The sequence below is a fragment of the Lentilactobacillus buchneri genome (genome assembly GCF_018314255.1).
GTDB lineage: Bacteria > Bacillota > Bacilli > Lactobacillales > Lactobacillaceae > Lentilactobacillus > Lentilactobacillus buchneri.
In genome coordinates this window covers 1,002,181-1,028,600 of record NZ_CP073066.1, presented here as the reverse complement: position 1 = coordinate 1,028,600, position 26,420 = coordinate 1,002,181, and the positions used below count along the sequence as shown (strand labels likewise).

The 26,420-nt window shown below is 45.6% G+C and carries 24 protein-coding genes; 17 read left to right on the top strand and 7 right to left on the bottom strand.

Annotation, left to right across the window (positions count from 1 at the left end; genetic code table 11):
• Window positions 1–84: 84 nt before the first annotated feature.
• Complete coding sequence (locus tag KE627_RS05000) at window positions 85–1,461, bottom strand: glutamate--cysteine ligase (protein ID WP_013727063.1); 1,377 nt, start codon at window positions 1,459–1,461, stop codon at window positions 85–87.
• Between the two features lie 152 nt (window positions 1,462–1,613).
• Here KE627_RS05000 and KE627_RS04995 point away from each other — a divergent pair, with 152 nt between their 5' ends.
• Window positions 1,614–3,365 carry an ABC transporter ATP-binding protein gene (locus KE627_RS04995; RefSeq protein ID WP_013727064.1) on the top strand — a complete coding sequence of 584 codons (1,752 nt, stop codon included), beginning with the start codon at window positions 1,614–1,616 and terminating at the stop codon, window positions 3,363–3,365.
• Window positions 3,365–5,161 (top strand): ABC transporter ATP-binding protein, encoded by a 1,797-nt coding sequence (locus KE627_RS04990; protein ID WP_013727065.1) that lies wholly within the window; start codon window positions 3,365–3,367, stop codon window positions 5,159–5,161. The genes KE627_RS04995 and KE627_RS04990 overlap by 1 nt, the downstream gene beginning before the upstream one ends.
• Window positions 5,162–5,244: 83 nt before the next feature.
• Here the strand turns inward: KE627_RS04990 and KE627_RS04985 are convergent, their stop codons facing one another.
• Window positions 5,245–5,679, bottom strand: a complete 435-nt coding sequence (locus tag KE627_RS04985; protein WP_013727066.1) for an Hsp20/alpha crystallin family protein — start codon at window positions 5,677–5,679, stop codon at window positions 5,245–5,247.
• A 162-nt stretch (window positions 5,680–5,841) separates the two neighbouring features.
• Window positions 5,842–6,276, bottom strand: coding sequence for an Hsp20/alpha crystallin family protein (locus KE627_RS04980; protein WP_013727067.1), 435 nt, complete (start codon window positions 6,274–6,276; stop codon window positions 5,842–5,844).
• Window positions 6,277–6,535: 259 nt separating this feature from the next.
• Here KE627_RS04980 and KE627_RS04975 point away from each other — a divergent pair, with 259 nt between their 5' ends.
• Window positions 6,536–7,231 carry a matrixin family metalloprotease gene (locus KE627_RS04975; RefSeq protein WP_056938963.1) on the top strand — a complete coding sequence of 232 codons (696 nt, stop codon included), beginning with the start codon at window positions 6,536–6,538 and terminating at the stop codon, window positions 7,229–7,231.
• 104 nt (window positions 7,232–7,335) lie between these two features.
• Here KE627_RS04975 and KE627_RS04970 read toward each other — a convergent pair whose 3' ends face one another.
• Window positions 7,336–8,040, bottom strand: coding sequence for a VIT1/CCC1 transporter family protein (locus KE627_RS04970; RefSeq protein ID WP_013727068.1), 705 nt, complete (start codon window positions 8,038–8,040; stop codon window positions 7,336–7,338).
• Window positions 8,041–8,072: 32 nt separating this feature from the next.
• Window positions 8,073–8,753 (bottom strand): VIT1/CCC1 transporter family protein, encoded by a 681-nt coding sequence (locus KE627_RS04965; protein WP_013727069.1) that lies wholly within the window; start codon window positions 8,751–8,753, stop codon window positions 8,073–8,075.
• A 196-nt stretch (window positions 8,754–8,949) separates the two neighbouring features.
• On the opposite strand from KE627_RS04965, the gene KE627_RS04960 reads away from it, so the two are divergent.
• The 7 genes from KE627_RS04960 (at window position 8,950) to KE627_RS04930 (ending at window position 16,091) form a co-directional block, all read left to right on the top strand.
• Entirely contained in the window at window positions 8,950–9,699 is a 750-nt protein-coding gene (locus KE627_RS04960; RefSeq protein WP_013727070.1) for an NADPH-dependent oxidoreductase, read from the top strand.
• A gap of 346 nt (window positions 9,700–10,045) precedes the next feature.
• Window positions 10,046–10,708, top strand: coding sequence for an amino acid ABC transporter permease (locus KE627_RS04955; protein WP_003645001.1), 663 nt, complete (start codon window positions 10,046–10,048; stop codon window positions 10,706–10,708).
• Window positions 10,689–11,378, top strand: coding sequence for an amino acid ABC transporter permease (locus KE627_RS04950; protein WP_013727072.1), 690 nt, complete (start codon window positions 10,689–10,691; stop codon window positions 11,376–11,378). Before KE627_RS04955 ends, KE627_RS04950 begins: the two co-directional genes overlap by 20 nt.
• Window positions 11,371–12,111, top strand: a complete 741-nt coding sequence (locus KE627_RS04945; protein ID WP_013727073.1) for an amino acid ABC transporter ATP-binding protein — start codon at window positions 11,371–11,373, stop codon at window positions 12,109–12,111. The genes KE627_RS04950 and KE627_RS04945 overlap by 8 nt, the downstream gene beginning before the upstream one ends.
• A 20-nt stretch (window positions 12,112–12,131) precedes the next feature.
• Window positions 12,132–12,986 (top strand): cysteine ABC transporter substrate-binding protein, encoded by an 855-nt coding sequence (locus KE627_RS04940; RefSeq protein ID WP_056938952.1) that lies wholly within the window; start codon window positions 12,132–12,134, stop codon window positions 12,984–12,986.
• A gap of 457 nt (window positions 12,987–13,443) precedes the next feature.
• Window positions 13,444–14,715: an ISL3 family transposase gene (locus KE627_RS04935; RefSeq protein WP_035181568.1), complete on the top strand. Its 1,272-nt coding sequence runs from the start codon at window positions 13,444–13,446 to the stop codon at window positions 14,713–14,715.
• Window positions 14,716–14,834: 119 nt separating this feature from the next.
• A complete protein-coding gene (locus tag KE627_RS04930) occupies window positions 14,835–16,091 on the top strand; it encodes an MFS transporter (protein WP_013727075.1) in 1,257 nt (418 codons plus the stop codon).
• A gap of 41 nt (window positions 16,092–16,132) precedes the next feature.
• Here the strand turns inward: KE627_RS04930 and aroD are convergent, their stop codons facing one another.
• The gene (gene aroD / locus KE627_RS04925) at window positions 16,133–16,891 is read right to left on the bottom strand and encodes a type I 3-dehydroquinate dehydratase (protein WP_013727076.1); all 759 of its coding nucleotides are present in this window, start codon (window positions 16,889–16,891) and stop codon (window positions 16,133–16,135) included.
• 110 nt (window positions 16,892–17,001) lie between these two features.
• Window positions 17,002–18,018 carry a polysaccharide deacetylase family protein gene (locus KE627_RS04920; protein ID WP_013727077.1) on the bottom strand — a complete coding sequence of 339 codons (1,017 nt, stop codon included), beginning with the start codon at window positions 18,016–18,018 and terminating at the stop codon, window positions 17,002–17,004.
• A gap of 555 nt (window positions 18,019–18,573) precedes the next feature.
• Between KE627_RS04920 and KE627_RS04915 the strand changes: the two genes are divergently transcribed.
• The 7 genes from KE627_RS04915 to KE627_RS04885 all read left to right on the top strand — a co-directional run bounded on the left by KE627_RS04915 (window position 18,574) and on the right by KE627_RS04885 (window position 26,420).
• Window positions 18,574–20,211 carry a peptide ABC transporter substrate-binding protein gene (locus KE627_RS04915; protein ID WP_056939189.1) on the top strand — a complete coding sequence of 546 codons (1,638 nt, stop codon included), beginning with the start codon at window positions 18,574–18,576 and terminating at the stop codon, window positions 20,209–20,211.
• Between the two features lie 390 nt (window positions 20,212–20,601).
• On the top strand, window positions 20,602–21,867 hold the full coding sequence (locus KE627_RS04910) for a metal-dependent hydrolase family protein (protein ID WP_013727079.1): 1,266 nt from the start codon (window positions 20,602–20,604) through the stop codon (window positions 21,865–21,867).
• Window positions 21,868–22,216: 349 nt separating this feature from the next.
• The gene (locus KE627_RS04905) at window positions 22,217–22,537 is read left to right on the top strand and encodes a chorismate mutase (protein ID WP_013727080.1); all 321 of its coding nucleotides are present in this window, start codon (window positions 22,217–22,219) and stop codon (window positions 22,535–22,537) included.
• Window positions 22,534–23,703, top strand: a complete 1,170-nt coding sequence (gene aroC / locus KE627_RS04900; RefSeq protein ID WP_013727081.1) for a chorismate synthase — start codon at window positions 22,534–22,536, stop codon at window positions 23,701–23,703. Before KE627_RS04905 ends, aroC begins: the two co-directional genes overlap by 4 nt.
• A 9-nt stretch (window positions 23,704–23,712) precedes the next feature.
• Complete coding sequence (gene aroA / locus KE627_RS04895; protein ID WP_056939190.1) at window positions 23,713–25,029, top strand: 3-phosphoshikimate 1-carboxyvinyltransferase; 1,317 nt, start codon at window positions 23,713–23,715, stop codon at window positions 25,027–25,029.
• Between the two features lie 6 nt (window positions 25,030–25,035).
• The gene (locus KE627_RS04890; protein ID WP_056939191.1) at window positions 25,036–25,887 is read left to right on the top strand and encodes a prephenate dehydrogenase; all 852 of its coding nucleotides are present in this window, start codon (window positions 25,036–25,038) and stop codon (window positions 25,885–25,887) included.
• A gap of 11 nt (window positions 25,888–25,898) precedes the next feature.
• A complete protein-coding gene (locus KE627_RS04885; RefSeq protein ID WP_013727084.1) occupies window positions 25,899–26,420 on the top strand; it encodes a shikimate kinase in 522 nt (173 codons plus the stop codon).

Here is a 26,420-nt window from a genome sequence, read left to right as displayed (position 1 = left end):
AATTACTTTCAGTCTATTTGTGTTATTGTACTCCAAACTAATAAATTTACGTGATATTTTGATTGTTGTCAATGTAATTTGAGCTTATTTGTCGACTTTTGATTTGTCGGGTTCCCAACTGCCTTTGAATAATTCCTGCTTTAATTCGTTGGCTGACAGCTTGGCTTTATTTTCAAATCCTTTAAATGGGCGAATCGACTGGAGTGCCGATTGTTGGTAGCGCTTGGCCCGTTTAATCGCATATTCTTCCAAAGAACCATTTTTCAAATGGGTGATTAACTTGGCACTTGGCGTGGTGAGCGGATTTTCGACGCGGTCTTGGAGGTCTTCAAGTTCTTCTTGGTATTCAGGTCCAAGCTGGATTCTATCCGCGTACATTTCCAAGCTTTGGAGGAAGGCTCTGGCATTGGCTTGATATTTGGAAACATCATTGGGATGTTCTTCGGAGACTTCTTCGTTCATCTTATCCGAACGGGCGATGACCTTCTCAACTTCCTCAGGATTCATTGCCGGCGACATGATGAAATAGCTGGCCAGTAAACGGATAAACCGTAACGTATTGGTCCGAATCCCCACAGAACTGCTGGGGTCAAGGTCGAGCATTCTCAATTCAAGGTAGCTGACCCCGGTCTTCGGCAGCTCTCGCAAGTGGGTGTTGCCCTTAAAGCGGACGGCACCATGGAATTCGTAATCTGAAATCAGCTTGCCGTCAGCGACGCCCTTTTCAATTCGGTCAACATAACGCTGAACGTTCGTGTAGTCGCCGCTAAATGGATTGCCAAAGCCGTGTGAACTCTGGCGGATACTGCGAATCGGTGCTTTTGGTCCTTTACCCGGATCAAAATAGTTGGCTTCAGCGACGGGGCTGGCGCCAAATAGATATGTAATGACCCAACGATACCGCAGAAAGCCTTGGGCAATCTTGGCGTATAAGTAGTTTTGCAGCTCAACTTTGGAATTGAAACGATCGCTCATGTTGGCCAGAACTAAATCAAACACGTGGGGATCGATACTCAAGTTGATATGCGCGCCACAAGGCGTTCCTTGAGAAAAGCCGTGACGTTTCAGCCATTCTTTTAAGTAGGCTTCCTTCTTGGGTCCCATTTTAGCGAGGGGAATCTTGCTCTTGTCTTTTGGCAGTCGCGGCGGCATCGATAACGGCCACAACAGCTCACCTGGTGACAGGGCTGACCGCAAGGCGTTGTTAATGCTGAACAAGTAGTGCATGGCGTCCAGGGCATGAGCGGCCGGTGGGGTCACAACCTCAGACATGGTTTCCAGAAAATCATTGGTAATCCAGGGGTTGGTTTGTTCGTCACCGGCCCCGGCTGGGTAGGGTTCTTGGCTTAAATTGCCATTTTCATCAACTCGCTGCATCTCAATTTCAATTCCCATGGTAAAGTCTGAGGTTTTCGCAACGGCTTCGTTATCAAATATTAACTGACCAATTTCACTGAACATGGCATACCTCCTAGTTGAATTAAAATTTGATGATAATTGATGACAAAATACTAACACTATCGCGGACTATAAGCAATGCTAATGGTGTTATGTCACGGAGATTTGTGCTAAAATTATTTTATTTAATTAATTTCTAATTTAGAGGTGGAATCATGAGTATCTTTGTCAAACTGGGCTGGTATTTCAAAAGGGAATGGAAAATCTACCTGGTTGGTTTATTTGGCCTGCTGCTGACGGCGTTGGTCGGAATTATTCCGCCACGGATCATCGGTAATCTGGTCGATTCGATTCATAACGGTAAATTAACAGCTAAATATCTCATGTTTTTGCTGATTGTTTTGACGATTGTCTCCTTTGCCCAATACGGAGCCCGTTATATGTGGCGGACCGCGATTTGGGGTGAAGCTGCCAAATTGGAAAAAGTGTTGCGGAATCGGTTGTTTTTCCACTACACCAGTATGGATCATGAATTCTTCCAACGCTATCGAACCGGTGACCTCATGGCGCACGCTACCAACGACCTGTCCGCGATTCAACGAGTGGCCGGTGGTGGAATTTTGCAGTTCGCCGATTCCATGATTACCGGCGGCACGACCTTGATCGCAATGGTCACGTTGATTGATTGGCGATTAACCCTGATCGCCATTTTGCCGTTTCCGCTATTGGCAGTGATGGCGCGATATTTGGGGACTAAGATTCACATTGCTTTTCGAGATTCTCAAGCTGCCTTTTCACGGCTGAATAATAAAGCCGAGGAAAGTATTACCGGCATCAAGGTCATTAAGGGCCTTGGGCAGCAAAAAGAAGATATGCAGGATTTTGACAACCAGGTTGCCAGAACCATCAACATCAACCGGCGGGTCAATTTTCTGGATTCTTTGTTTGACCCGATGACCACCATGATCATCGCGCTGTCCTATGTGATTACGATTGTTTACGGTGGCTATTTGGTCACCAATGGGACAATTACCATCGGTTCGCTGGTTTCGTTTGTTTCCTATCTGGCCATGATGATCTGGCCGATGTTTGCCGTCGGCATGCTGTTTAACACGTTGGAACGTGGGAATGCCAGTTATGATCGGGTCATGGACCTGATTAACCAGCAAAGCAAGGTGATTGACGATCCTAATGGTGTGACAATTACACCGAAGGGCGAAATCGATTATGACGTTAAGAGTTTCTCATATCCCGGTGACAAACGACTGGCCCTGCAAAACATTGACTTTAAAGTGCCGGCTGGCAAAACGGTCGGGTTGGTCGGCAAAGTGGGCTCCGGGAAGAGTACGATTTTGCGGCTGATTTTACGTCAATTTGATAATTATAAAGGGTCAATTAAGTTTGGTGGCATTGATATCAAGCAATATAAGATGGACGCTTTAATTCCTGCAATCGGCTACGTGCCTCAAGATACGTTCCTGTTCTCACAAAGTATTCGGGAAAACATCCGCTTTGCCCGTCCTGACGCTACCCAAGCTGAAGTGGAACAAGCTGCCAAAAAAAGTGATTTGTATGACCAGATTCAAGCGATGCCAGATGGTTATGACACAGCTGTTGGTGAGGAAGGCATTTCACTTTCGGGTGGTCAACGTCAGCGGCTTTCAATTGCCCGCGCGCTGTTAATCAACCCGGAACTATTAATCTTGGATGATGCGTTATCTGCGGTTGATGCGGAAACGGAAACCCAAATTCTCGAAAATCTGCACGCTGAACGTTCCGATAAGACGACGATCATTTCTGCCCATCGGTTGAGTTCAGTGATGAATGCCGACGAAATTCTGGTGATCGATGACGGCAAAATTGTTGAGCGCGGCACTCACGATCAATTAATGACCCGCGGTGGTTGGTACCACGAAATGTTTGAGCGTCAGGAACTGGAAACCAAAGTGAAGGGAGGCAACAGCTGATGGCTGATTCATCAAAGCATCAATCTGCCTGGTCGAAATCCATTCCGGTTAAGCAGCAGATGCACATTATTGGGCGGCTGTTCAAGTACGCTGCTCCCTATAAATGGTATTTCTACTTTTCAGTCCTGTTTGCGATTGCGGTTGCCGTTGTCAATATTCTCTTGCCAAGAATCATTCAAACCTTTATGGACAGCCACTTGGTCGTTGGTCATCCTGATTTTGCGATGATGTGGTTCTTTGCCGGTTTGTACTTCTTTGGCATGTTGGCAAAGGCTGTGATGCAATTTACCCAGACCTATCTGTATGAAATGGGTGCTGAGTATATGCTCGAAAATACCAGACGGAAACTGTTTGCGAAACTGCACACCTTGGGGATGCGGTACTTTGACCAGACCCCCAGCGGCTCCATTCTTTCAAGGTTAACCAACGATACCATGGCCTTTGCAAACTTCTGGGCCCTGTTCAGTAGTTTGGTGGTTACCATTTCGGCCATGGTTTCCTCATTTGTCGCGATGTATTTGGCAGACGCCAAAATTGCCATGTGGCTGTTGGTGTTCATGCCGTTCTTGTTCGTGACAGTCTGGTACTATCAGCGATACAGTACCCGGGTCTACCGTCGGATGCGTGAACGGTTGAGCCTTTTGAACGCTAAATTAGCTGAAGGCATTACCGGGATCAGTGTGGTTCAGCAATTCCGCCAGGAAAAGCGGATCAATCACGAATTTAGTGATACCAATGACCAGTATTATAATACCCGCCGGGCGATGATTCGCATCAACTCGTTGTTGTTAAACCCAATCATTAACTTGTTCTACGCTTTGGGAACGGTGCTGGTATTAGGGATGTTTGGTATCCGTGGGCTGCATGGCTATGTGCCTGCCGGAATTATTTATGCGTTTGTGACTTATCTTTCCAACTTCTATAACCCAATGTCTGAAATGATGGATCGGCTAAGCGACTTCCAAGATGGGGTCGTTGCCGGCTCAAGAGTGCTGCGGATTATGGATGATCAGACCTACGAACCGAAGCAGCACGCGGATCCCGATGCCACGATTACCCGAGGAAAGATCGAATTCAAACATGTCACCTTTTCTTATGATGGCGAAAATGATGTCCTACATGATATTTCCTTTGTCGCCGAACCGGGACAAACCATTGCTCTAGTGGGTGAAACCGGAAGTGGGAAGACGTCAATGATTAACATCTTGATGCGCTTCTACGAATTTGGTGAAGGGGAAATTCTGATTGATGACCGTGATATTCGTGATTACACCATTCAAGAACTCCGCAAGAAAATGGGGTTGGTACTCCAGGAACCCTTCATGTTTTACGGAACCGTTGCCTCTAACATTCGAATGTTTAACCAAGAAGTCACCGATGAAGAAGTCCATGAAGCGGCTCGATTTGTTCAAGCCGATCAATTTATTGAAGACTTGCCTGATCAATACGACTCGAGAGTGATTGAGCGTGGTGCCAGTTATTCCAGTGGGCAACGGCAGTTGATTTCCTTTGCCCGGACTCTGGTGACTGATCCGAAGATTTTGATTCTGGATGAGGCAACCGCCAATATCGATACTGAGACCGAACAGATTATTCAAACCGGGTTGGCCAAGCTCCAAGAAGGGCGGACGACCATTGCGATTGCCCATCGCCTTTCGACCATCCAAAACGCCGACTTAATCTTAGTTCTGGAGGCCGGCCGGATTGTTGAACGGGGAACGAATGACGAGCTGTTGGAGAAACATGGTTTCTATTACGATATGATTCAACTTCAGAATTCCGCCCATTTGGATTAGGGTGGTTTGCGAATTTTGACTGAAAAAATGGTTGATAGCAAATTTTATTTTGCTATCAGCCATTTTTATATTACGGTATTAAATTATTGAATCTCAATATTGCCGCTGTCTTCATGACTGTCAGCAGCCTTTGGCAATGTAATGGTCAAGACACCATCATTGACTTGAGCTGAGATGTTGTCACGATCGACACCAGGCAGTTCGTAAGTTCTGGACATGACACCATGACTACGTTCACTGGCAACGACCCGGCCTTGTTCGTCCTTCTTCTCAGAATCACGTTCTTGGTCGATGCTCAATGCCAAGTCACCATGTTGATATGCCAGATGGATGTTCTTCTTATCAATACCTGGGACATCAACCTTCATGATGTAGTTCTTATCATTTTCGGTGATGTCAGTCTTTAGATCACCATTTACCATGTAGTCGTTGTCTGCATCAGTTGGACTGAAGAAACGACGTGCCAAAGTATCAAAGAAAGGATCCATTGCGAAACGGTTCATTAATTCATTTGCCATAATACCAATCTCCTTTGTTGATTATTAATAAGATTAATTAATAAGCGTCAAAGGTGGTGAAACGGGGTCTTGGAATCACGTTCCCCCAAAAGAAGCTTTACTGAAGTTTCAAAAGCTGACTACCTGAATCCCTAACCAACCACTCCAAAATATTCGTCAAAATTACTGAATATCAATGTTGCCGGTTTGATCTTCGCTTTCAGTGACTTTTGGTAATGTCACATTTAAAACACCATTGTCAATGTGGGCTGAAATGTTGTCGCGGTCAACACCAGGTAATTGATAGCTGCGTGACATAACGCCGTGACTGCGTTCGCTGGCAATTACCTTACCGTTTTCATCTTTTTGCTCAGATGAATGTTCCTGGTTAATATTAATTGAGAGAACGCCATCTTGATAGTTCAAGTGAATGTTGTTCTTATCGATGCCGGGAACATCAATCTTTAATGAATAGTCTTTATCGGTTTCGTTAATATCGGTCTTCAAGTTGCCGAAGTTCTCATAATCCTTGTCGAAATCAGAAGGGCTGAAGAAGCGGTGAGCCATTCGATCAAAGAACGGATCCAAATCGAAACGATTCATTAATTCATTTGCCATAATATCTATCTCCTTAATTTCAAAATGATTATTCAAGATAACGGGGAACAACACGTCACTTTTTTGTTCCTCCTTTACCTTTCAACTACTATGATAATCAGTTTTAAAATGAATGCCAGCATTTAGCACTCTAATGTTGAGAGTGCTAAAATTTTCTCTTGAATTGGTAATGTTTGCACCTAACAAAGCTCGCCTATGCGCGTTATCATTGGGATGTGCTATGCTGAAGTGAGAAATCAATGAGGCTGGGTGAATGATCATGAGCGATCGTTTTTTCAACAAAAATTTTATTTGGAAGATAATTTGGGTAGGCATTGGGACAATTCTGGTCTGCCTGTTATTTCTGTCGGTCGGATTTTCTACCCAACTCTCACCAGCATTAGTCGATCAAAATGACACCCCCACCCAGCAGGTCGATACAACGACTACGCCGGCGTACAGTCCGAAAACGAATTTCCACTGGTCAACCAAGACAGTTGCCTACTTTATTACTAAGCAGACGAACGGCCATTACCGAGATGTTTGGATGCGGGCAGTCAAAGCCTGGAATGCGGTCGGGGTCGTTGATCTGATACCAGCAGACAATGCGGATCGAGCTGACGTCATTCTCAGTGTCAAACAATCCTATCATGAAGGCGGCGGTACGGTTGAGAATATCGCCGGTGGGGTGGTTGGCTACACCAGCGAGGAATTTGGTCACGTGGACGGGATCCCGCTATTCGTCCATCAAAATAAAAGTTATTTGATTACTGATTCCCTGAAGCAAGCCCACTACGATTCTGTCAATGAACAAGCAAGCGTGGCGATGCATGAGCTGGGGCATGACTTGGGGTTGGAGCACAGTGACAGTCCCCATTCGATCATGCAGCAGGCGGCGCCGACTTATTTGGATAGTATTCCCGAAGTTGATGCCAAGCATTTGGCGCAGTTGTATGCTGGGGTGCCGCGGGGGTGAAAGTAGCCGTATTACCTATTATGGTAATGTTTACCATGCAAAAAAAAGAGCGGCTCAGAAAGTCGCTCCAATTAATAGAACTCTAAGTATTGAACTCACCACACTTACACTGCCAGCAATACCCCGACAGAGTAGTGAATGATCATGGTGATGATCCCAACAATAATATTTCGAATAATAGCTGTTTTAACCAAACCATTCCCCAATCGGGCACTTAGATAACCTGTCAGGCCAACCGAGAGGCAGACGGCCAGAATGGTTGCCGGCCACTGGAAGGCAACTGGTGTCAGCGTCATGGCACACAAGGGGAAGATACCACCGGCAGAGGCGGAAAAGAGTGATGAGAACGCTGCGTCCCAAGGATTCATGTAGTGTCCCAACTTGAGGCCGTATTTGACATTGACAATCGTTTCCAAAGGATTTTTGCTCATTAAGTCTTTGGCGATTTTGTCAGCAGTTTCTTTGGTGACACCCTGATCAACGTAATAATCGGACACTACGTTGAGCTGGTCTTGATAATTAGTCATCAGTAATGCTTTTTCTTTCGTCACCACAGATTGTTCAGTATCTTTTTGGGTACTAACAGACGCATATTCGCCTGATGCCATCGAAAAGGCACAGGCCAACAGGTCGGATAATCCGGCAATGAAGATCGTAAACTGATTAGTTGTCGCAACGGCAACACTGAACAGCACCCCAACAACGGTTAAGATGCCGTCGTTGGATCCCAACACGCCGGCCCGCAGGGTATTGAGCTTCTCATCCATTGTCTGACCATCTTTTTTCTTTTTGGAACGAACACTTACCATGTTCTTCGCCTCATTTCTCTAAAATATGATGTTCAAGATCCAATTAAAGTCCCAATTGTGTAGGTGACTAACATGGTCAAAATCCCGGAAATAATGTTTCGAATCATACCCCGGCCTTTGTTGGCGTTGCCTAATTGAGCGGCAGTGTAACCAGTGATCGCCAATGCAACTACGACGGCAATGAAGGTTGCCGGAATGCGAATGGTCTTTGGGAACAAAGTAATCGCTAAAAGTGGTAAAATTGACCCCGTCGGAAATGAAATCATCGAAGCGATTGCTGCTGATAATGGATTGGTATATTCACCAACGTTGAAGCCATATTTTTGACGAACCGTTGTCTTGACCGGATCTTTTGCCATCATTTCAGAAGTTGCTTGGGCCGCTAAATCGGCAGAAATGCCGTCACCCATCAGTTTGTGTTTGACGGTGTTGAATTCATTATCGTAAGCGGAACTTAAGGCCGCCTTTTGGAGACTGATGGCGTGTCGTTGAGAATCTTTTTGGGTATTAACAGACACCCACTCGCCCATGGCCATTGAGACGGTCCCGGCCAGCATCCCGGAAATACCGGAAATAAAAATTGCAAAATTATTTGATGTCGCCCCGGCAACACCGATAACGATTCCGGCAACCGAAACGATGCCGTCATTGGCCCCCATCACCGAAGCCCGCAGAACATTAATCTTTTGTGAAAGCGATCTTTTCTTCGCCATATGCTCACCTACTTCATAGTTTATAATCATTATTATCTAACAAAAATTATTTTAGTCCTTTATTGTTTAAAAGTAAATTAAAAGTATTGTGTTAGCTAACCACGTTATCATGTCGCTTGACACATATGCTGTGAAGAACCAATTTAGAATCACTATCAAATAATTAGCTATTAACTTTAAGAAGGAGATGCCACTCGTGACCAACCCGATTCTTGAACAATTAACTCAGCACCGTAGTATTCGTGAATTTGAAGATCAACCGTTGAGCCCGCACCAAGTCACTGAATTAGTGAATGCGGCCCAACATGCTTCAACCAGCACCTTTTCTCAACAGTATTCCATCGTCAGTGTAACTGATCCAGCCAAGCTCCACGCGATTGCCGAAGTCACTGGCCATCGTTGGATGGTAAATGGCGGTCACTATTTCGTGATGGTTGCAGATCAGTATCGAAATCTAAAGATTGCCAAAGCACATGGTATCGATCCATACATGTTGCATTCAACAGATAAATTTCTGGCAAGTGTCTTTGACACGGCGATTGCCACGGAAAACATCATGGTGGCCGCAGAAGGTATGGGACTCGGCGGCACCATTATGGGCAGTGTCTTGAACAATCCCAGAAAAATGATTGAATTATTAAATTTGCCTGAGATGACATTTCCCTTATTAGGGATTGCACTGGGGTATCCAAAAGACAAACCAGAATTGAAACCCAGGTTGCCAAAAGCATCAATGCATTTCGAAAACCAATATGATCTTGGTGCAAACTTTGACCAGGAACTCACCGATTATGATCAGCTAATTCGCGAGTATTATCAGTCTCGCAGCACCAATGGTCGATCGGAAACCTTCAGTCATCACATTGTTTCTGAACTCAGCGGGAATCGGAATCTGCGGTCGGATTTGTTTGCGATGATCCAAGCCCAAGGGCTGATGACTCACTAAACAATTATTAGTAAAAATAGTTGACTTTTGAGATGTTTAACATTACATTATTAGTTAATTGATTGACAGTCATTTGAATTTCACAATGTTGAAGAGAAGAGTACGTTGTTGGGCTGCACAAAGCGACCGCTGATAGTGAAAGAGCGGGCAGACAATGACCGAAAGTGCGCTCGGAGTTGTGGCATTTAATTAAAGATGCATTCGAAATGAGGCGTTTTGTTTTTGACAAGACGCAAAAAAGGGTGGAACCACGGTAATTCGTCCCTGATGATCAGCTGATGCTGGTTATCAGGGACGTTTTTGTGTTCAAATGACTGCAAAATAACTTGTGAGGAGATGATTGACAATGAGCAGCTGGGCCGTTATCCAACAGAGCTTACCGATGTTTGAGAAGGGGTTTCAACTCACCTTGTGGCTTTCTTTCGTCGGGATTATTGGATCCATTATTGTTGGCATAATTGTGAGCCTGCTTCAATATTTCAAAGTACCCGTTTTGCACCAAGTGGCATCGATTTACGTTGAAGTTTCGAGAAACACACCGTTATTGATTCAGCTATTTTTCCTGTATTACGCGTTTCCAGTGATCGGCATTAAGTTTGGTGCCGAGTTGTGTGGCATTATCGGATTGATATTTCTCGGCGGCAGTTACATGGCAGAAGGGTTTACCGGCGGCTTCAACGGCGTTTCCAAAGGTCAGTTGGAGTCTGGTAAGGCAATCGGGTTGAGTCGCTGGCAGCTTGCCAGATACATTGTTTTCCCACAAGGATTCTCACTGAGCGTTCCGGCAATGGCCGCCAATGTCATCTTTTTGATCAAGGAGACTTCGATCTTTACGGTGATTGCCATTCCGGAATTGACTAACACTGCGTTGGATTTAATTGGGATGTATTACCGGTCCAACGAGTATCTATTGGTCTTGGTTGTTGGCTATGCGATTATTTTAATTCCACTATCAATCATTTTGACTTTACTAGAAAAGAGGGTTCGCTATGGATCATTCGGGAATTAGTGTTTTATTCGAAGGAACCAATTTTGAGCGGTTGCTCGGCGGCCTCTGGGTAACGGTTAAAATTGCGGCAGTGGCTTTGATTGTCGGCCTCATCTTGGGAATTATCCTGGGTGTTTTGAGGACCTTTAAGAATCGGCCATTGCGAGTGGTTTTGAGACTGTATCTTGAATTCTTCAGGATTGTCCCAACCGTCGTGCTGCTATTTTTGTTCTATTACATCTTGCCACGCCAATTGAATTTTAATCTCCCTGGCGATCAATTGGCCACCTTGGTATTTGCCTTGTGGGTGGCTGCTGAAATGAGCGATATTGTTCGCGGCGCCCTAATCTCGGTGCCGCAGCACCAACGCGAATCCGGTAAAGCAATTGGGCTCAATCGTTATCAGCTCTATCGTTACGTATTGATTCCCCAAGCGATCAGTTTGGAAATCCCGGCGACCATCAATTTGGCCACCCGGGTCATCAAGACGACTTCTCTTTTGATGCTGATTTCTGTGATGGATGTGATTAATATTGGCCAACAAATTATTGAAGCCAATAATCACACCCATCCAACCGGCGTTTTCTGGGTTTACGGATTGATATTTCTATTCTATTTCCTAATCGACTATCCACTATCTTGGTGGGCCAAGCGACTAGAGAAGAAGAGATTGGAGCGGGCAAATGGCTGAGCAGATTTTACAGGTTGAACATTTAGAAAAGTATTATCAAAAGAAACACGTCTTACACGATATCAATTTTCACGTCGATAAGGGCGAGGTCGTCACGTTATTAGGACCGTCCGGATCCGGGAAGAGTACCTTGATTCGCTGCCTCAACGGTCTGGAGGAATACCAGCAGGGGACAATCACTTTTGAGGGGAAGCGGATTAATCCGACCGAGAAAAATTGGCAACAGATCCGCCAAAAGATCGGGATGGTCTTTCAGAGTTACGACCTATTTCCAAATTTGACCGTTATGGACAACATTTTGCTCGGGCCGACCAAGGTGCAAAAGCAGGATAAGTTCGCAGCCAAAAAGGAAGGCCTTGAATTGTTGGAACGAGTCGGTCTCGAGGATTATGCCAACGCATATCCCCGGCAACTGTCCGGCGGCCAAAAGCAGCGGGTCGCGATTGTTCGCGCCCTGGCGTTGCATCCGGATTTTATGTTATTTGACGAAGTGACTGCTTCACTGGATCCCGAGATGGTCCGAGGAATTCTCAACATCATCCAAGACTTGGCTGATGTTGATCACATGACCATGATCGTGGTGACCCATGAGATGAACTTTGCCCAGCAGATTGCTGACAGAGTGATTTTCCTGGAAGATGGCCATATTTTGGAACAAACACCTTCAAAACAGTTTTTCAACGCACCACAAACTAAACGCGCACAAGCATTTTTGGATAGTATGGATTTCTAATATTGAGGAGGAACAATTTCATGAAGAAAAGATCATTTACCAGAATTATCGCCGTTGTGAGTGTCTTCGCTGCTTTATTACTGGTCTTAACCGGCTGCGGTAACAGCAAGAAGTCAAGTTCGCAAAGCAATAACCCAAGTTCCGTTCAGCAGATCAAGAAAAACGGGACGATTAGAATTGCGGTTTTCGGTGACTTACCTCCTTATGGCTGGGTCAACAAAGACGGCAAGCGAGTTGGTTACGACGTAACATTAGCCCACCAAGTTGCCAAAGACCTCGGAGTCAAAGTTAAGTTTGTCCAAGTCAATGCCAACAACCGAGTTGATGCTTTGAATTCCAACAAAGTTGATCTGGTTCTGGCCAACTTCACGGTCACCCCAGAACGGAAACAGGTTATCGATTTTGCCAAACCATACATGAAAGTTTCCGTTGGTGTGGTTTCACCTAAGAATAAGTCGATCACCAAGGCCAGCCAGCTAAAGGGTAAGAATGTGATTGTAACCAAGGGAACAACTGCCGAAAATTACTTCACGTCCAAGCAGCCTGATGTTAAACTGTTAAAATTTGATTCTAAGACGCAGCAGTTTAACGCCTTGAAGAACGGCCGTGGGGTTGCCCTTGCCGATGACAACTCATATCTGTACGCCTGGTCCAAGGATAACCCAAACTACACGGTGGGCATTAAGAGTATTGGACCTAAGTCCTACATTGCCCCAGCTGTGAAGAAGGGCAACAAATCACTTCTTGATTGGACCAATAAGGAAATTAATAAGTTGACCAAGGAGAGTTTCTTTGTGAAAGATTACAATACCCAATTGAAGCCTTACTTCGGTAAAGAAGTGAAACCTTCAGATATTGTTCTGCCAGTTAAATAATCATTGATTAGGCAGCCAAAAAAGCTTTTGGCTGCTTTTTCTAACATTAAAAAATAATTAGAGTTGACGAATCAATTCTAATATGTTTTAATAAGTTCAACATTTCAAGAAAGGAATTATATCTATGAATACTCAACTTCAACAATTGAATGCCTATTATTACGGCTATGCATGGTTTAAGTAGCGCTCGTCAGATGCGGGCGCAAAACGCGTTCGCGTCTAACCTGGGCAAAGTCGTAACTTTGTTGCTGCCAGCTAGACGCTAGAGTCTAGCCGGATGGGTATAATTTCTTAAGCGAGTGAATAAGAAATGGTTCTACAATATCTGTTGTTGGTAATAGATTTTTATCTATTACTGATGACAGATTTTTTGTTTATCATTAGAATAAAAAAGCGGACATCTCCCGTCCGTTAACTTGCTCCCACCACAGAATTAAGTCAAGAAAGGAAATGCCCTATGTCAAATGATACTACGAAAATGTTGTTAGGAATAGATGATGAACACTTAATAATTGAGGAAGGACAAGTGGGTGATGATGGAGTGATTCGATTGGTGGGGTCCCTAAACTACACCCCCAAGGCATGCCGCAATTGTGGGATTATCAATGATCACCAAATTATTGGCTATGGTTGGCGGAAGACCACCATTAGATTCGCAAAAACATTGGGCAGCACCGTTATCCTGTGTCTCAATCGGCGAAACTTTCACTGTAAGGCTTGTCATACCAATTTCCTGGCGCAGACGAATGCGGTGCCGAAACACTGCACGATTTCAAATACGACCCGCAAACAATGCTTAGAAAAACTGACCGAACCGGTTTCGCTCAAACACATTGCCGATGAGTTATCCACTTCGGATTCATTCGTTGGTCGGCAGCTCTTGCGCGCTGAACGGGACTTTCAAACCAACTGGCACTATTTACCAAAAGTTCTCCTCATGGACGAAGTTAAAAGCACTAAGAGCGCCACCGACGCGATGAGCTTTGAATTTATGGATGCGGAAACCCACGAATTGATCGACCTGTTACCCTTTAGGACCATCTATCAGCTTCAAAAGTATTTCCAGCATTACGACCAGGCTGCGCGAGAAAATGTGAAAATTATCGTCACCGATATGAACTATACCTATCCCAAATTGGTGGGGCAGATCTTTCCGAACGCCATCGTTGTCATCGATCCGTTCCACTTGGTTAACGCTTTAAATCGAGCTTTTAATAAGACGCGGGTGCGCCTCATGAAAACCCTGGCGACTTCCTCACGCGAGTATCACGCCCTAAAACGCTATTGGAAACTATTATTAACGCCGGAAAATCACCTCAACTACGAAGCTTTCCGTAAGTGGACAAACTTCCCTTATCCAGCGACTGCCACTGATGTGGTTGATGCTTTATTGGACATTGATCCCGAGCTCAAGCAAACTTACAACGTGATGAATCGGTTACGTGAAACCATCAAAAACCGTGATTGGCCCAACTATAATCAAGTATTCCATCACTTAGAGGGCTGCTCGGAAGAGATGTTGGCAACCCTCCAGACCCTAGCGACTCATCATGATGAAATTGGCAATACCTTTACTCACCATTACACCAACGGGCCCTTAGAAGGTTCAAACAACAAGATTAAAGTCATTAAGCGCACTGGATTTGGTTACCGAAACTTCTTCAGATTCCGGCTAAGAGTGCTGTTCGCTTTTCGAGTTCATACAAAAAGAGCCCTAATCACCAAGTGATTAGAACTCCAATATTTTGTTCACCAACAACAGTTGACGAAGAACCTAAGAAATCAGCCAGCTGGATTCTAATATCCAGCTGGCTTTTTGTTTACTTACATACTTGGGAGAGTGATATCATGACAAAATCTAATAAACGCAGATTATCAATGGCCTTATACCTCAACTACCTGGTTCACGGAATTGGGTTGATTATTTTAACCCAGAATATGCAGGCTCTGGGTGGCTTTTGGAACGTGCCGATTGCGACGGTTTCCTACGTCATTTCAGGGATTGGAATCGGGAAATTAATTGCTTACTTCATCTTCGGTTACCTCTCAGACCGCTTTGGCCGGGAAAAGTTGGTCTTAACCGGGACCCTCAGCTACATGGTATTCTTTATCGGGATTCCGTTTACCCACAATATCGCGATGGCCTACCTGTTTGCAATTATTGCCGGAGTAGCCAATTCGGCGCTGGATTCAGGAACTTACCCGACTTTTGTGGAAATGGGCGGTAATTCAAGTGCCTCGAATGTTTTCATTAAAGCATTTATGAGTGTGGGTGAGTTCATCTTACCGCTGTTCATTGCTACTTTGGAAGCTCATCAATTATGGTTTGGTTGGTCATTCATCGGCGCCTTGCTGGTGTTAGTCGTCAACTTATTCATTCTTCGCGGCGCAGACTTTCCAGATCGGAACCAGGTTGATGAAGAGTTTAGTGAAGAACACCAATCACTTTCCAAAGTTCGGCGAGTGATTGCGACGATTGCCCTTGCGTTGTACGGTTACACAACCATGGCAATCATGATTTTATTTACCCAATGGATTAGTCTATTCGCAACCAACGACCTTGGTTACAGTTCATTGATTTCCCACGGTCTGTTGTCGCTGTACAGTATCGGTTCAATCAGTGGTGTGGTCGTGATGTTTATCCTGTTAAAATTGAATTTCACCGAAACGAAACTGTTAGTGGTGACCAATACAATTTCTCTCATCGCAATTCTCACGGTGACCCATGCCTCAACGGTCATTGTCACCGCCGTTGCCTGCTTCATATTCGGCTTCACCGCAGCCGGTGGGGTGATGCAAATTGCCCTGAACGTTTTGTTGAAAATGTTTCCAAAGCATAAGGGTGTGATTACCGGGACTTACTTTACGTTTGGCAGTATCGCAACCTTTACGATTCCGATTGTGACCGGAATCTTGTCGAAAACCAGTCTTCAATCTGTGATGAATTTTGATGTGATGATTGGCTTGGTTGGAACGGTTTTAGTGGTCGTGACTGCCTTGGCCATCAGTACTGGGAACGTCTTCGCCCATGCCGGCCAGTCGATGATGACCCTTCTTCATATGGGACCGGCACCAATTAGTCAGGGCCGCTCAAAAGATGAATAGTTTGTCAGACAAAAAGGAAACCGCAACTTTGCGGTTTCCTTTTATTGTGTTTCAAATCGTTTCATTTCTGTTCGCAGATCGTCAATCGCAATCTGTCCGGGGGCTGATGCATCACCGACCGTTGCAAAACTCATCACCGACCCAAACAATGGCGCGGTAACTCGAGAGATTCTTCCCAGACTGCCCATGGAAATTGCGATGATTGGAATTTCCAACTTGTCTGATTCGGTTGTAGTGGCCCGCATCATTGTGAGAACGTCCTTGAATTTGTTGGGCATGGCAGCGATCTTGGCAATATCAGCGTTTTGATTCTGCATCTGTTGCAGTAAGTTGATAATCTCCAGTTCCGGCGGGGTACCTTGGAATTCGTGGGCACTCAAGATCACCTTGATGTTGTGTTGGTGTGCTAAGTAAATCAGGTTACTGATTGCCTCTTCGCTGAAATGCAGCTCAACATCCAATATGTCCGTCAACTCATTGGCAATCAACCGTTTATATAGGGTCACATAAGCTGCTTCATCAAGGTCGGCTTCACCGCCTTCACCAGCGGTTCGAAAGGTGGTTAAGAGAATTGTGTCGCCCAAAATACGCCGTAACTTGGCGTAGGTGGCTTGATAAGTGGCGGGATCCAAACCAGCTTGATCATAGTCGATGCGCCATTCAATGACGTCCGGGTGAGCAGTTACTGCTGCTTGGGCCTGCGCCAGAATATCATTGACGGTCCGACCGGTGATCGGCACCGCTATTTTGGTGGTTCCGGTTACAAATGACGTTCGTCGAACTGTTAGCTTTCCACTCATCTCATCAACCTCTCTTTTCTGTATTAAAATCTTGTCCCAATTCTAACAAGCGGTGACCGCAACTTCAATCAAAAAAAGCCTCCCAAATATCGGGAAGCTGCTAATTTCAGTTAAAATCCGCGGAAATCTCCTCTGCCAAAGTACTGCAGGTTAGCCAACAATGGTTTTTGCATCAGCGTTGGCAAGGTCACAAATGTGTAGCCCCGTTTCTTCAGTGATCGAATAATCTGGGGAACGGCGGCAACTGACGTCGGGTGAATATCATGCATTAAAATAATTGAGCCAGGGTGAGTCGTTGCCAGAACATGACTGACGGTTTTAGGCGTATTGAGATATGCCCAGTCTCTGGAGTCAACATTCCAGCGGACGATTGGCCGGTCAAACAAGTTCCCAATCCGACTGTTAACGGCGCCGTATGGTGGCCGGATATAGGTGGGAATTGTTCCCGTGGCCTTATAAATCGCTGCATCGGTCAAGGCAATCTGATGAATTGCTTTGGCACTGGAAAGGGTGGTTAAATCAGGATGGTTCCAAGAGTGGTTGCCGATTTGGTTGCCATATTTGAGAACCAATCGACTGACGCTTGGATAGCGGATAACACTGCTGCCAACCTCAAAGAAGGTTGCGTGGACGTTATAGTGCTTTAAAGTTTTAAGTAATTTCGGTGTTAATGTCGGATCCGGACCGTCATCAAAGGTTAAAGCAACGACTTTCTTGGGTGTTTTCGGTTTGACAAAGTCATATTGCGACGGCATGTAGCGATTGAGAATAATGCCGGTTAACTTACTCAATGGAATGGCGACGTCTTTGACACCATATGAATTTTTAACCAGATGAATGGTTAAAGCCGTTTTGCTCAAAGTAAAGTTATGGGCTGTTAATCGCTTGGGTAACGGCAGGTAAATCAAGTTTTGAACCTGCTTGCCAGACAGCTTGTGATCTTCAGCCAGTTGGGCGCGCGTCAATTGGCGGATGGTGCCCAGACGGTGGAGACTGTTATTGGTGATTTTGCCATAGGTTAATGTAGTCGCTGCATGTGCTTGTGGGACTGAATGATTGCTGATGCTGAATGTCAATAACGATGCAGCTGCGATACTGAACGTTAATAATGCGCGTTTGTTGATCATGATGATCACCCCAAATTACTTTCAAATTTTATTTCAATTTCATTTTCACATTGCCTTTGTGGGAAGTCAATCAAACTTATTTTTGAAATTTTTTCGATGCGATTAAGCCTTGATGACACGGTGATGTGACATTCAAAACGATCAATTCACCAGTGTTGATTTTAAGAATAGGTGTTGACAATTTTTCCAGAATTCGTTATTGTACATGACATTAGATATCGATGAGAAAGTGCTTAGAGAAATTGAAAAGTCGGTATTAAGAAATTCCAAGAGAGCGTCGTTATCTGTGAAGGCGTAATTTCTTAATCACTTAAAGTCAATTTTGAGCACGGTGGTTCGTCAAGAGTCACTAGGGTGCGCCCAATACAGCGCCAACGTATACCGAGTCGACCGGTCGTACGTGAGAGGTGGAATGAATTTCCGCAATGAAGGTGGTACCGCGCAAAAGCGTCCTTTTAGAAGTTTAACTTCTGATTGGACGCTTTTTGTGTTTCATGGACACAAGCGCGGCTGTATGGTCATCGATATCAATACAAAATTATTGGAGGAATTGCGATGTTTAAGGATATTAGATTTACAGCCATTATCAGTGTTGTCATTGGGTTCATGGCTGTCTTATTAAGCGGCTGTGCGTCGACAGCAGTCGGCGGCGGTGCAGGAAGTGCCGAAAAAGCCTTAAAAATAACAATCCCAGGGGAGCCATTGACGATTGACCCAACCAAGTCGATTGAAACTAATGGCGGTGCGGTGATCGATCAGGTCAGCGAAGGCATTTATCGCAGGGATGCGAATAACAAAATTGCTGCCGGAGTGGTTGATGAGGTTGTCAAACCAACTGATAACGGCACGAAGTACACGTTTAATATCAAGAAGGATGCTAAATGGCAGGATGGTTCACCTATCAAGTCGGAAGATTTTGTCAATTCGATTGACCGGCAGGCTGATCCGAAAACTAAGTCCCAGCAGACGACATCCATTCAATACATCGAAAACTTTGCTGCTGTGAACAACGGTAAGGCCGATCCAAGTAAGCTGGGGATTCATGCAGTTAACGACCGAACATTTACGGTTAAATTGACCAAGCCGGTGCCATTCATGAATTATGAATTTACGAACTTCTATCCGATTCAAACGGCGGCTATTAAAAAATATGGCAGTCATTATGGCACTAATTCAGAGACGACCGTGGCCAATGGTGCATACACCATCACTGGCTGGAACGGCAGTAATGATTCTTGGAAATATGAAAAGAATAAGAACTATTGGGATGCCAAAAACGTCAAAATTCCTGAAGTGGATGTGACGGTTGTTAAAGACAATAACACCGCGCAAAACATGTTTAACGGCGGACAAATTGATTTGACCAGTTTGACTGGACAATACGTTAAACAAAATAAGAACAACAAAAATCTGGTGGTAACTGAAACTGGCCGAAACAATTACATTTACTTCAATGATAAGAAGAAAGCCACTTCCAATGAAAACTTGAGAAAGGCCATCAGCATGGTCATCGATCAGGATCAATTGGCAAAGGATGTCCTTCAAGATGGCTCGATTGGTGCTAACAACATCGTTCCAAAGAACTATGCTAAGGATCCGAAAACCGGTAAGGATTTCACCTCGGAAATGGGCGATCAAGCACCAACTGATACCACTAAGGCCAAGCAATATTGGGCAAAGGCACAGAAGGAAATTGGCAAAGACAAGATTTCCCTTGATTTCCTGGTGGATGATACTGATACCGAAAAGAAACTCGCTGAATATGTTCAAGGAGCAGTTTCAGACAATCTGAAGGGCCTGACCATCAATATTGAATCGGTCCCGCATGCCACCCACGTAACGCGTGATTTCTCAACTGATTTCGATATTTGTACGGTCGGCTGGGGACCTGACTATCCGGATGCCCAGAACTTCTTGGACGGCATGCGCAGCAATAACACCATTAATTTCTCGAAATTCAAAGATCAACAGTATGATGACTTGATGAATAAAGTGGATGACACAACTAAGTACGATGCCAACCAGCGTTGGGACTTTGAAAAGCAGGCAGATAAGCGCTTGATGTCAATCGCAGCCGTAGCGCCAACCTATCAAGCCTCGCAGGCACATCTGATCAGCAGCAAGGTCGGCGGTTTGAAGTGGGATGCAATGTCGGGCCAGTCCGGGAAGTTGCAGTATGCGTATTGGAAATAGAGCGCGACGAGACCCGGGAAGCGCGGTTTCTAAGGGTACTTTGCTTGAAGTCCCTGTGTTTGGGACTTTAAGCAAAGTGCACTTAGAAGTTAGCGCTTGGGTCGTCGGAGCGTATTTTCAAAGCCGAAGGGAGCACGCAAGAAGCTAACAAACGTGCTTTTGATCTGAATCTTGGGTGACAGAATACTAAGTTCCAAGCCAGTGCACTTGATCGCAAACTTCCATTTGTGTAACCAAACTACACTGTCGAAAAGTAAATTCAGTTTTGATTCAAAAAGAAAATCCCACTTAAGGAGGTGGTTGCCATGGCATACCAGTTAACGAAATCTAAAGATGTTCCATCTCAGTTAGTCTGCAACCAAGCATTTTACATCGAAAGGAAGATTTATTATGACAAAAATCAATTATACGAATGTCGCAATTTACAACCATGAGAAGCAGAACTTTATCGCTAACCAACACATGGTCGTCGATACGGATACCGGCAAGATTGTTGAAGTTGGCAATGGCAGTTCCACAAACCAAGTTGTCGATGAAGTTTCCGATATGCACGGCAGGTACGTGATGCCGGGAATCATGAACGCTCATACCCATATCACCAGTATTCCAACCTATTGGTGGAACGATGGCAAAGAACAGCGCCATTCCGATTCACGGGAATTTAATACGATGTTTGCCGTGAGAAACATGGCCGATGCAATCGATCACGGGATTACTTACATTAGAAATGTTGGTGCGGCTTTTGACATTGATATCGAAGTCAAGAAAATGCAGGAAAAAGGTTGGATCAGAGGGCCAAAGGTGATGACATCCGGCAAGGCATTTTCAATTACCGGCGGCCATGGATCCGGTGGGGGTTATGAAGTTGACGGCGTTGACGAGGTTCGTAAAGGCGTTCGCCAGGCCATGAAGAATGGTGTCGACAACATTAAAATGATGGTGACTGGTGGCGTCCTTAAAAATGGGGAAACGCCTGATGATATTCAGTTCACGCCTGAAGAGGCCAGAACAGCAGTGGTCGAAGCCCACCACAAGGGGAAGACTGCTGCAGCTCATGCCCAAGGGAACGCGGGTGTTAAAGAGGCAGTTGCAGCCGGGTTTGATACCGTCGAGCACGCATTTGATATCGATGATGAGACGATCGCAATGATGAAAGAACACGGCACGGTGGTGGTTCCAACCATGAACGCGATGTACGCCATCTACAAATATGGGAAAGACACGGTTCCTGATTGGGCTCGCGAAAAGGTGATTGTCAACATCAAGAAGCATTTTGCCAGCATCACCAAAGCTGTTCAGTCCGGGATTCCAATCGCAATGGGCACTGATGCCGGGACACCATACAATGGCTTTAGAAATGAAAGTGCCTACGAGATGGAATTATATGTTGAGAAGGCGGGCATGACCCCTGCTCAAGCAATCGATTCGGCCACCATCAATTGTGCCAGAGCCATGCACGTTGACGATGAGTACGGCCAAATTGTTGCCGGCAACTACGCCGATTTTATTTCTATGGCAGAAAATCCCATTAATGATATTAGTGTCATTCAACACGACAAAGACGTCTATCAAAACGGTACCCGTGTCCACGAACAGGCTGTTGCCACTGCTGCTGAGCGACAATCTGCTCCAAGTAAAGTCAGTGCTGCTATTTAAAAGTGGCAGCATCTTCTGGAATTAAAATCAAATGAGTGAATGATTAGGGTTGACGAATAATTTCTAATATGTTTTAATTAATACAACTTTTACGAGAGGAATTGATAACCATGACAAAGCAATTCACTGAAACTTCAGCCTATTATTTTGACTATGCCTACTTTAAGTAGTGTCCGCTTCGGGGCGGGCGCAAATTTGAGCGTTCGCGTCCAAGTGGTGCAGAGTCAATGCTTTGTTGAGCCCACTAGACGTAATAGTCTGGCTGGGTGAGTTATCATTCTTTACGAATTTAGTAAACCAGCTGGATACCATATCTAGCTGGTTTTTTTAATGGCAATTAGGGGTGTTAATGATGACAAATAAAATTGAAACAGCAACTGAGAGTGACAACCAGGCAATTCAAGCTGCCCGCGAGCAAATCAACCAATTAGATCAAGGCATTGTTGACCTGCTGAAGCAGCGATTCCAAACGTCGGCGTTGATTGGACAGATCAAGGAAAATTCCCAACTGCCAGTGCTCGATGGCGACCGTGAAAGAGAGGTCCTCAATCAGGTTGCACAGCTGGATTCGGATCCTGGCACCCGCAAGTATCTGCAAAAGATATTCCAAGAAATTTTGAAAAACTCACGTGATTACCAACATGAATTAATGCAAAAGGAGACTAAATGATGAATTACTTAACAGCTGGAGAATCTCACGGCCCACAATTGACCGGTATCATTGAAGGCATTCCTTCGGGGCTGCATTTGGACGTTGGTGCGATCAACGACCAACTCAAGAAACGCCAAGGCGGCTACGGTCGCGGCAATCGCCAAAAAATTGAACATGATGAAGTCACCATTACCGGCGGGGTTCGCCACGGGATTACCCTTGGTTCGCCGATTGCACTAGTAGTCAACAATCGCGACCATGCCCATTGGAGTCAAATCATGGATCCAATTAGTCCCGAAACGCCCGAGAACACCTTAAGAAAGGTTGAACGTCCTCGGCCAGGCCACGCTGATTTGGTTGGCGGGATGAAATATCGGCATGAGGATCTGCGAAACGTCTTGGAGCGCTCGTCAGCTCGGGAAACGGCAATCCGGGTGGCAATCGGTGCTGTTTGCAAGCAACTTTTACAACAGTTGGGCATTAATATTGTTGGTTATGTTGAACAGATTGGCCAAATTTCCACCGATGAAAATCCTGAACTTAATGTGGCTAAAATTGAAGCAGAAATTAGTCAAAACGACTTGCGAATCATTGACCAGTCCAAGGTTAGCCCGATTCATGATCTGATTGACCAAACTAAACGTGACGGTGACACCCTGGGTGGCATTATCCGCGTGGTTGCCACCAACGTGCCGGCTGGACTGGGCAGTTACATCAGCTGGGATACCAAATTGGATGGCAAGTTGGCTGCTGCCGTGATGGGCGTCAATGCCATGAAAGGCGTTGAAATCGGCGATGGTTTCAAAGCTGCAACCAGCTTCGGCAGTCAAGTGATGGATGAAATTGATTGGAATCAGGACCAAGGATTCTTCAGGAATACCGATCATCTCGGTGGCTTTGAAGGCGGGATGACTAACGGAATGCCAATTATCGTTAAAGCGGCAATGAAGCCAATCCCAACTTTGTACAAACCATTGCAAAGTGTTGACATCCAGACCAAAGAGGTTAAGAAAGCCAATGTGGAGCGATCGGACACAACGGCAATTGTTCCAGCATCAATCGTCATCGAAAGTGTGGTTGCCATTGAGTTGGCCAAGGCACTCACCGACAAGTTTGATGGTGACAATTTACAACGACTACAAGAACAGCTTGACCAATATCGCGATGAACTGAAAAAATTCTAGGAGGTTTCTATGGAAAAAGTTAAAACGCAATCAACTAAACAGCTCCAAGGAAGTCTCCAAAACGGCCTTCACGGTGAATTGGCCGTTCCCGGCGACAAGAGTATTTCCCATCGAGGCATCATGTTTGGCGCCATTAGTGAAGGGACAACGATTTTGCACCACTTTCTAACCGCAGAAGACTGCCTCTCCACGCTTAAGGCGTTTCAACAACTTGGTGTGCCGATCACCCGAGATGGGGACACAGTCACGATTCAAGGCGTTGGTCTCCACGGACTCCACCAGGCGGAACAACCACTTGATATGGGCAATTCCGGTACCACCACTCGGTTGATCATGGGGCTGCTTGCCGGTCAAAACTTTCCAAGTGAATTAACCGGTGACGCTTCGTTATCCAAGCGGCCGATGCGACGGGTGAGTGAACCTTTGGCAGAGATGGGTGCCAACATCGAAGTGACCGATGGCCATCTTCCTGCTGTGATTAACGGGGAACAATTACACGGTGTCGACTATCATCTGAAAGTGGCCAGTGCCCAGGTCAAAAGTGCCCTCATTTTGGCGGCTTTGCAAGCCGATGGGGTCTCGATTCTGGTTGAGAAGCAGCCGACCAGAAATCACACGGAAAAGATGCTGCGGGCATTTGGGGCTGAGATTGAAACTGAATCGGATGACGTGACGATTACCGTCCATCCTGAACCCCACATGAAAGGGATTACCCTGAATGTTCCTGGTGACATGTCGTCGGCAGCGTTCTTCATGGTTGCCGCCAGCTTAGTGCCAGGTTCCAAAGTCACCTTGAGAAATGTTGGCATGAACGACACCAGAACCGGTCTATATTCGATTTTGAAGCGAATGGGCGGCAGGATCAGCCTATCAAACGAACAAAGTACGGGCGAACCGACAGCGGATTTGACGGTGGAAGCTGCCGAGTTAAAACCAATCGAAATTGGGGCGGATGAAATTCCAGCAGTCATTGATGAGTTGCCATTAGTCGCGTTACTGGCAGCCAAGGCCAACGGGATCAGTAAAATTACTGGTGCCGGGGAGCTGCGGGTCAAAGAAACCGACCGGATTTCAGCCATCGTCACTGAATTCCGGAAGCTGGGAATTGATATTCAAGAACTCGATGACGGCTTCATCATTGACGGCAGAAAACCATGGCAGGTTTTGGATTCGAAATTAGACAGTCATGGGGATCACCGGATTGGCATGGTGATGGCAGTGGCAGCGCTGTTGGTTGATCAGCCGTTAACTCTCACCGGTGCAGACAGCATTAACATTTCTTATCCGGAGTTCTTTGACGATTTGGCAACTTTAATTGCGAGGTGAGTGCTGATGACAACAGTTTTGATTAGTGGGCTGGGGCTGATTGGCAGCTCAATTGCCCGAATTATCAAGGCTGGGGATGCAACTGTTGAGATCATCGGCAGTGACCCGGATGACAATTCCGCCCAGTTTTTGTTGGATCATCAAATAATCGATCAGCGGGCTGACTTCGCTCAGGCAGCCCCACAAGCAGACTTGATTATTCTAGCGGGTCCGGTATCGGTTATTTTGAGGCAGATTGATGAGTTGGCCCAATTAAAATTAAAGGAGCAGGTCTTGGTGACAGATGTCGGCAGTACCAAGCAGTCGATTATGACAGAAGCCAAGCGCCTGACACATAAGGGAGTTGCTTTTCTCGGTGGCCATCCCATGGCTGGTTCACATTTGACCGGTAGCCGGAATGGCTCAACTGATTTATTTAACGGTTCAAAATACTTCCTGGTAACCGGTTCACAAACCAAACAGCAACTTCGCGACTTTGAACAGCTGCTGGATTCGGCAAATGTTGATTGGACGGAGATAACAGCGGAAACCCATGACAAACTGGTTAGCGAACTGAGCCATCTGCCTCATGTGGTTGCGGCAACCCTGGTTAACAGCGTCGCGGACGGCTTGGCCCATGATCCAGTGGGCTTAAAAGCGGCTGCCGGCGGCTTCAAGAGTACGACCCGAATTGCTGCGTCGGATCCAAAAATGTGGACGGCGATTATGATGAGCAATTCCCAAGTAATTGCGCAGGAATTGGCCACTTTTCAAACCGCATTAAGTCATTTTGAACAAGCCATTCAAGACCAAGACGAAGCTGCGATTTATGCCGCTTTCGCCAAAGCACAAAAAATTAGAAAGTCCTTGGACGATTAAGGAGAAAGCCTATGAAACTCATATTGGTTGGATTTATGGGAAGCGGCAAAACCACCGTCGGCAACTTATTGGCACAGAAACTCGGCTTGCCATATCACGATCTGGACGATGTCATCGTGGAAACGGCCGGCAAGTCAATTAAACAGATTTTTGCTGATGACGGTGAGCCGGCATTTCGGCAGCTGGAACATGATGCTTTGAAAGCGTCTTTGGCAGATGATGGGATCTTGGGAACTGGTGGCGGCACGCCGATTCAAGCTGCCAACTTTGAGTTGTTAAAGGCCAGTGATGTCCCAGTCGTGCTTCTTGATGTGATGCCGGAAACAATCATTGACCGATTGAAGAATGATACCGACCGGCCGTTAGCTCAACAGCTCGGGCTGGATGGACTGGTGGATTTGAAAGGTCAACGGGACACTTTATACCAACAGGTGAGTGATTTTCGAATCGCCACCGATGATTTGGCGCCCCTTGAAGTCGTTGACGTCATTAACCAAGAGGGCATTTTGAAGATGTCGTTTGGGAGGAATTAA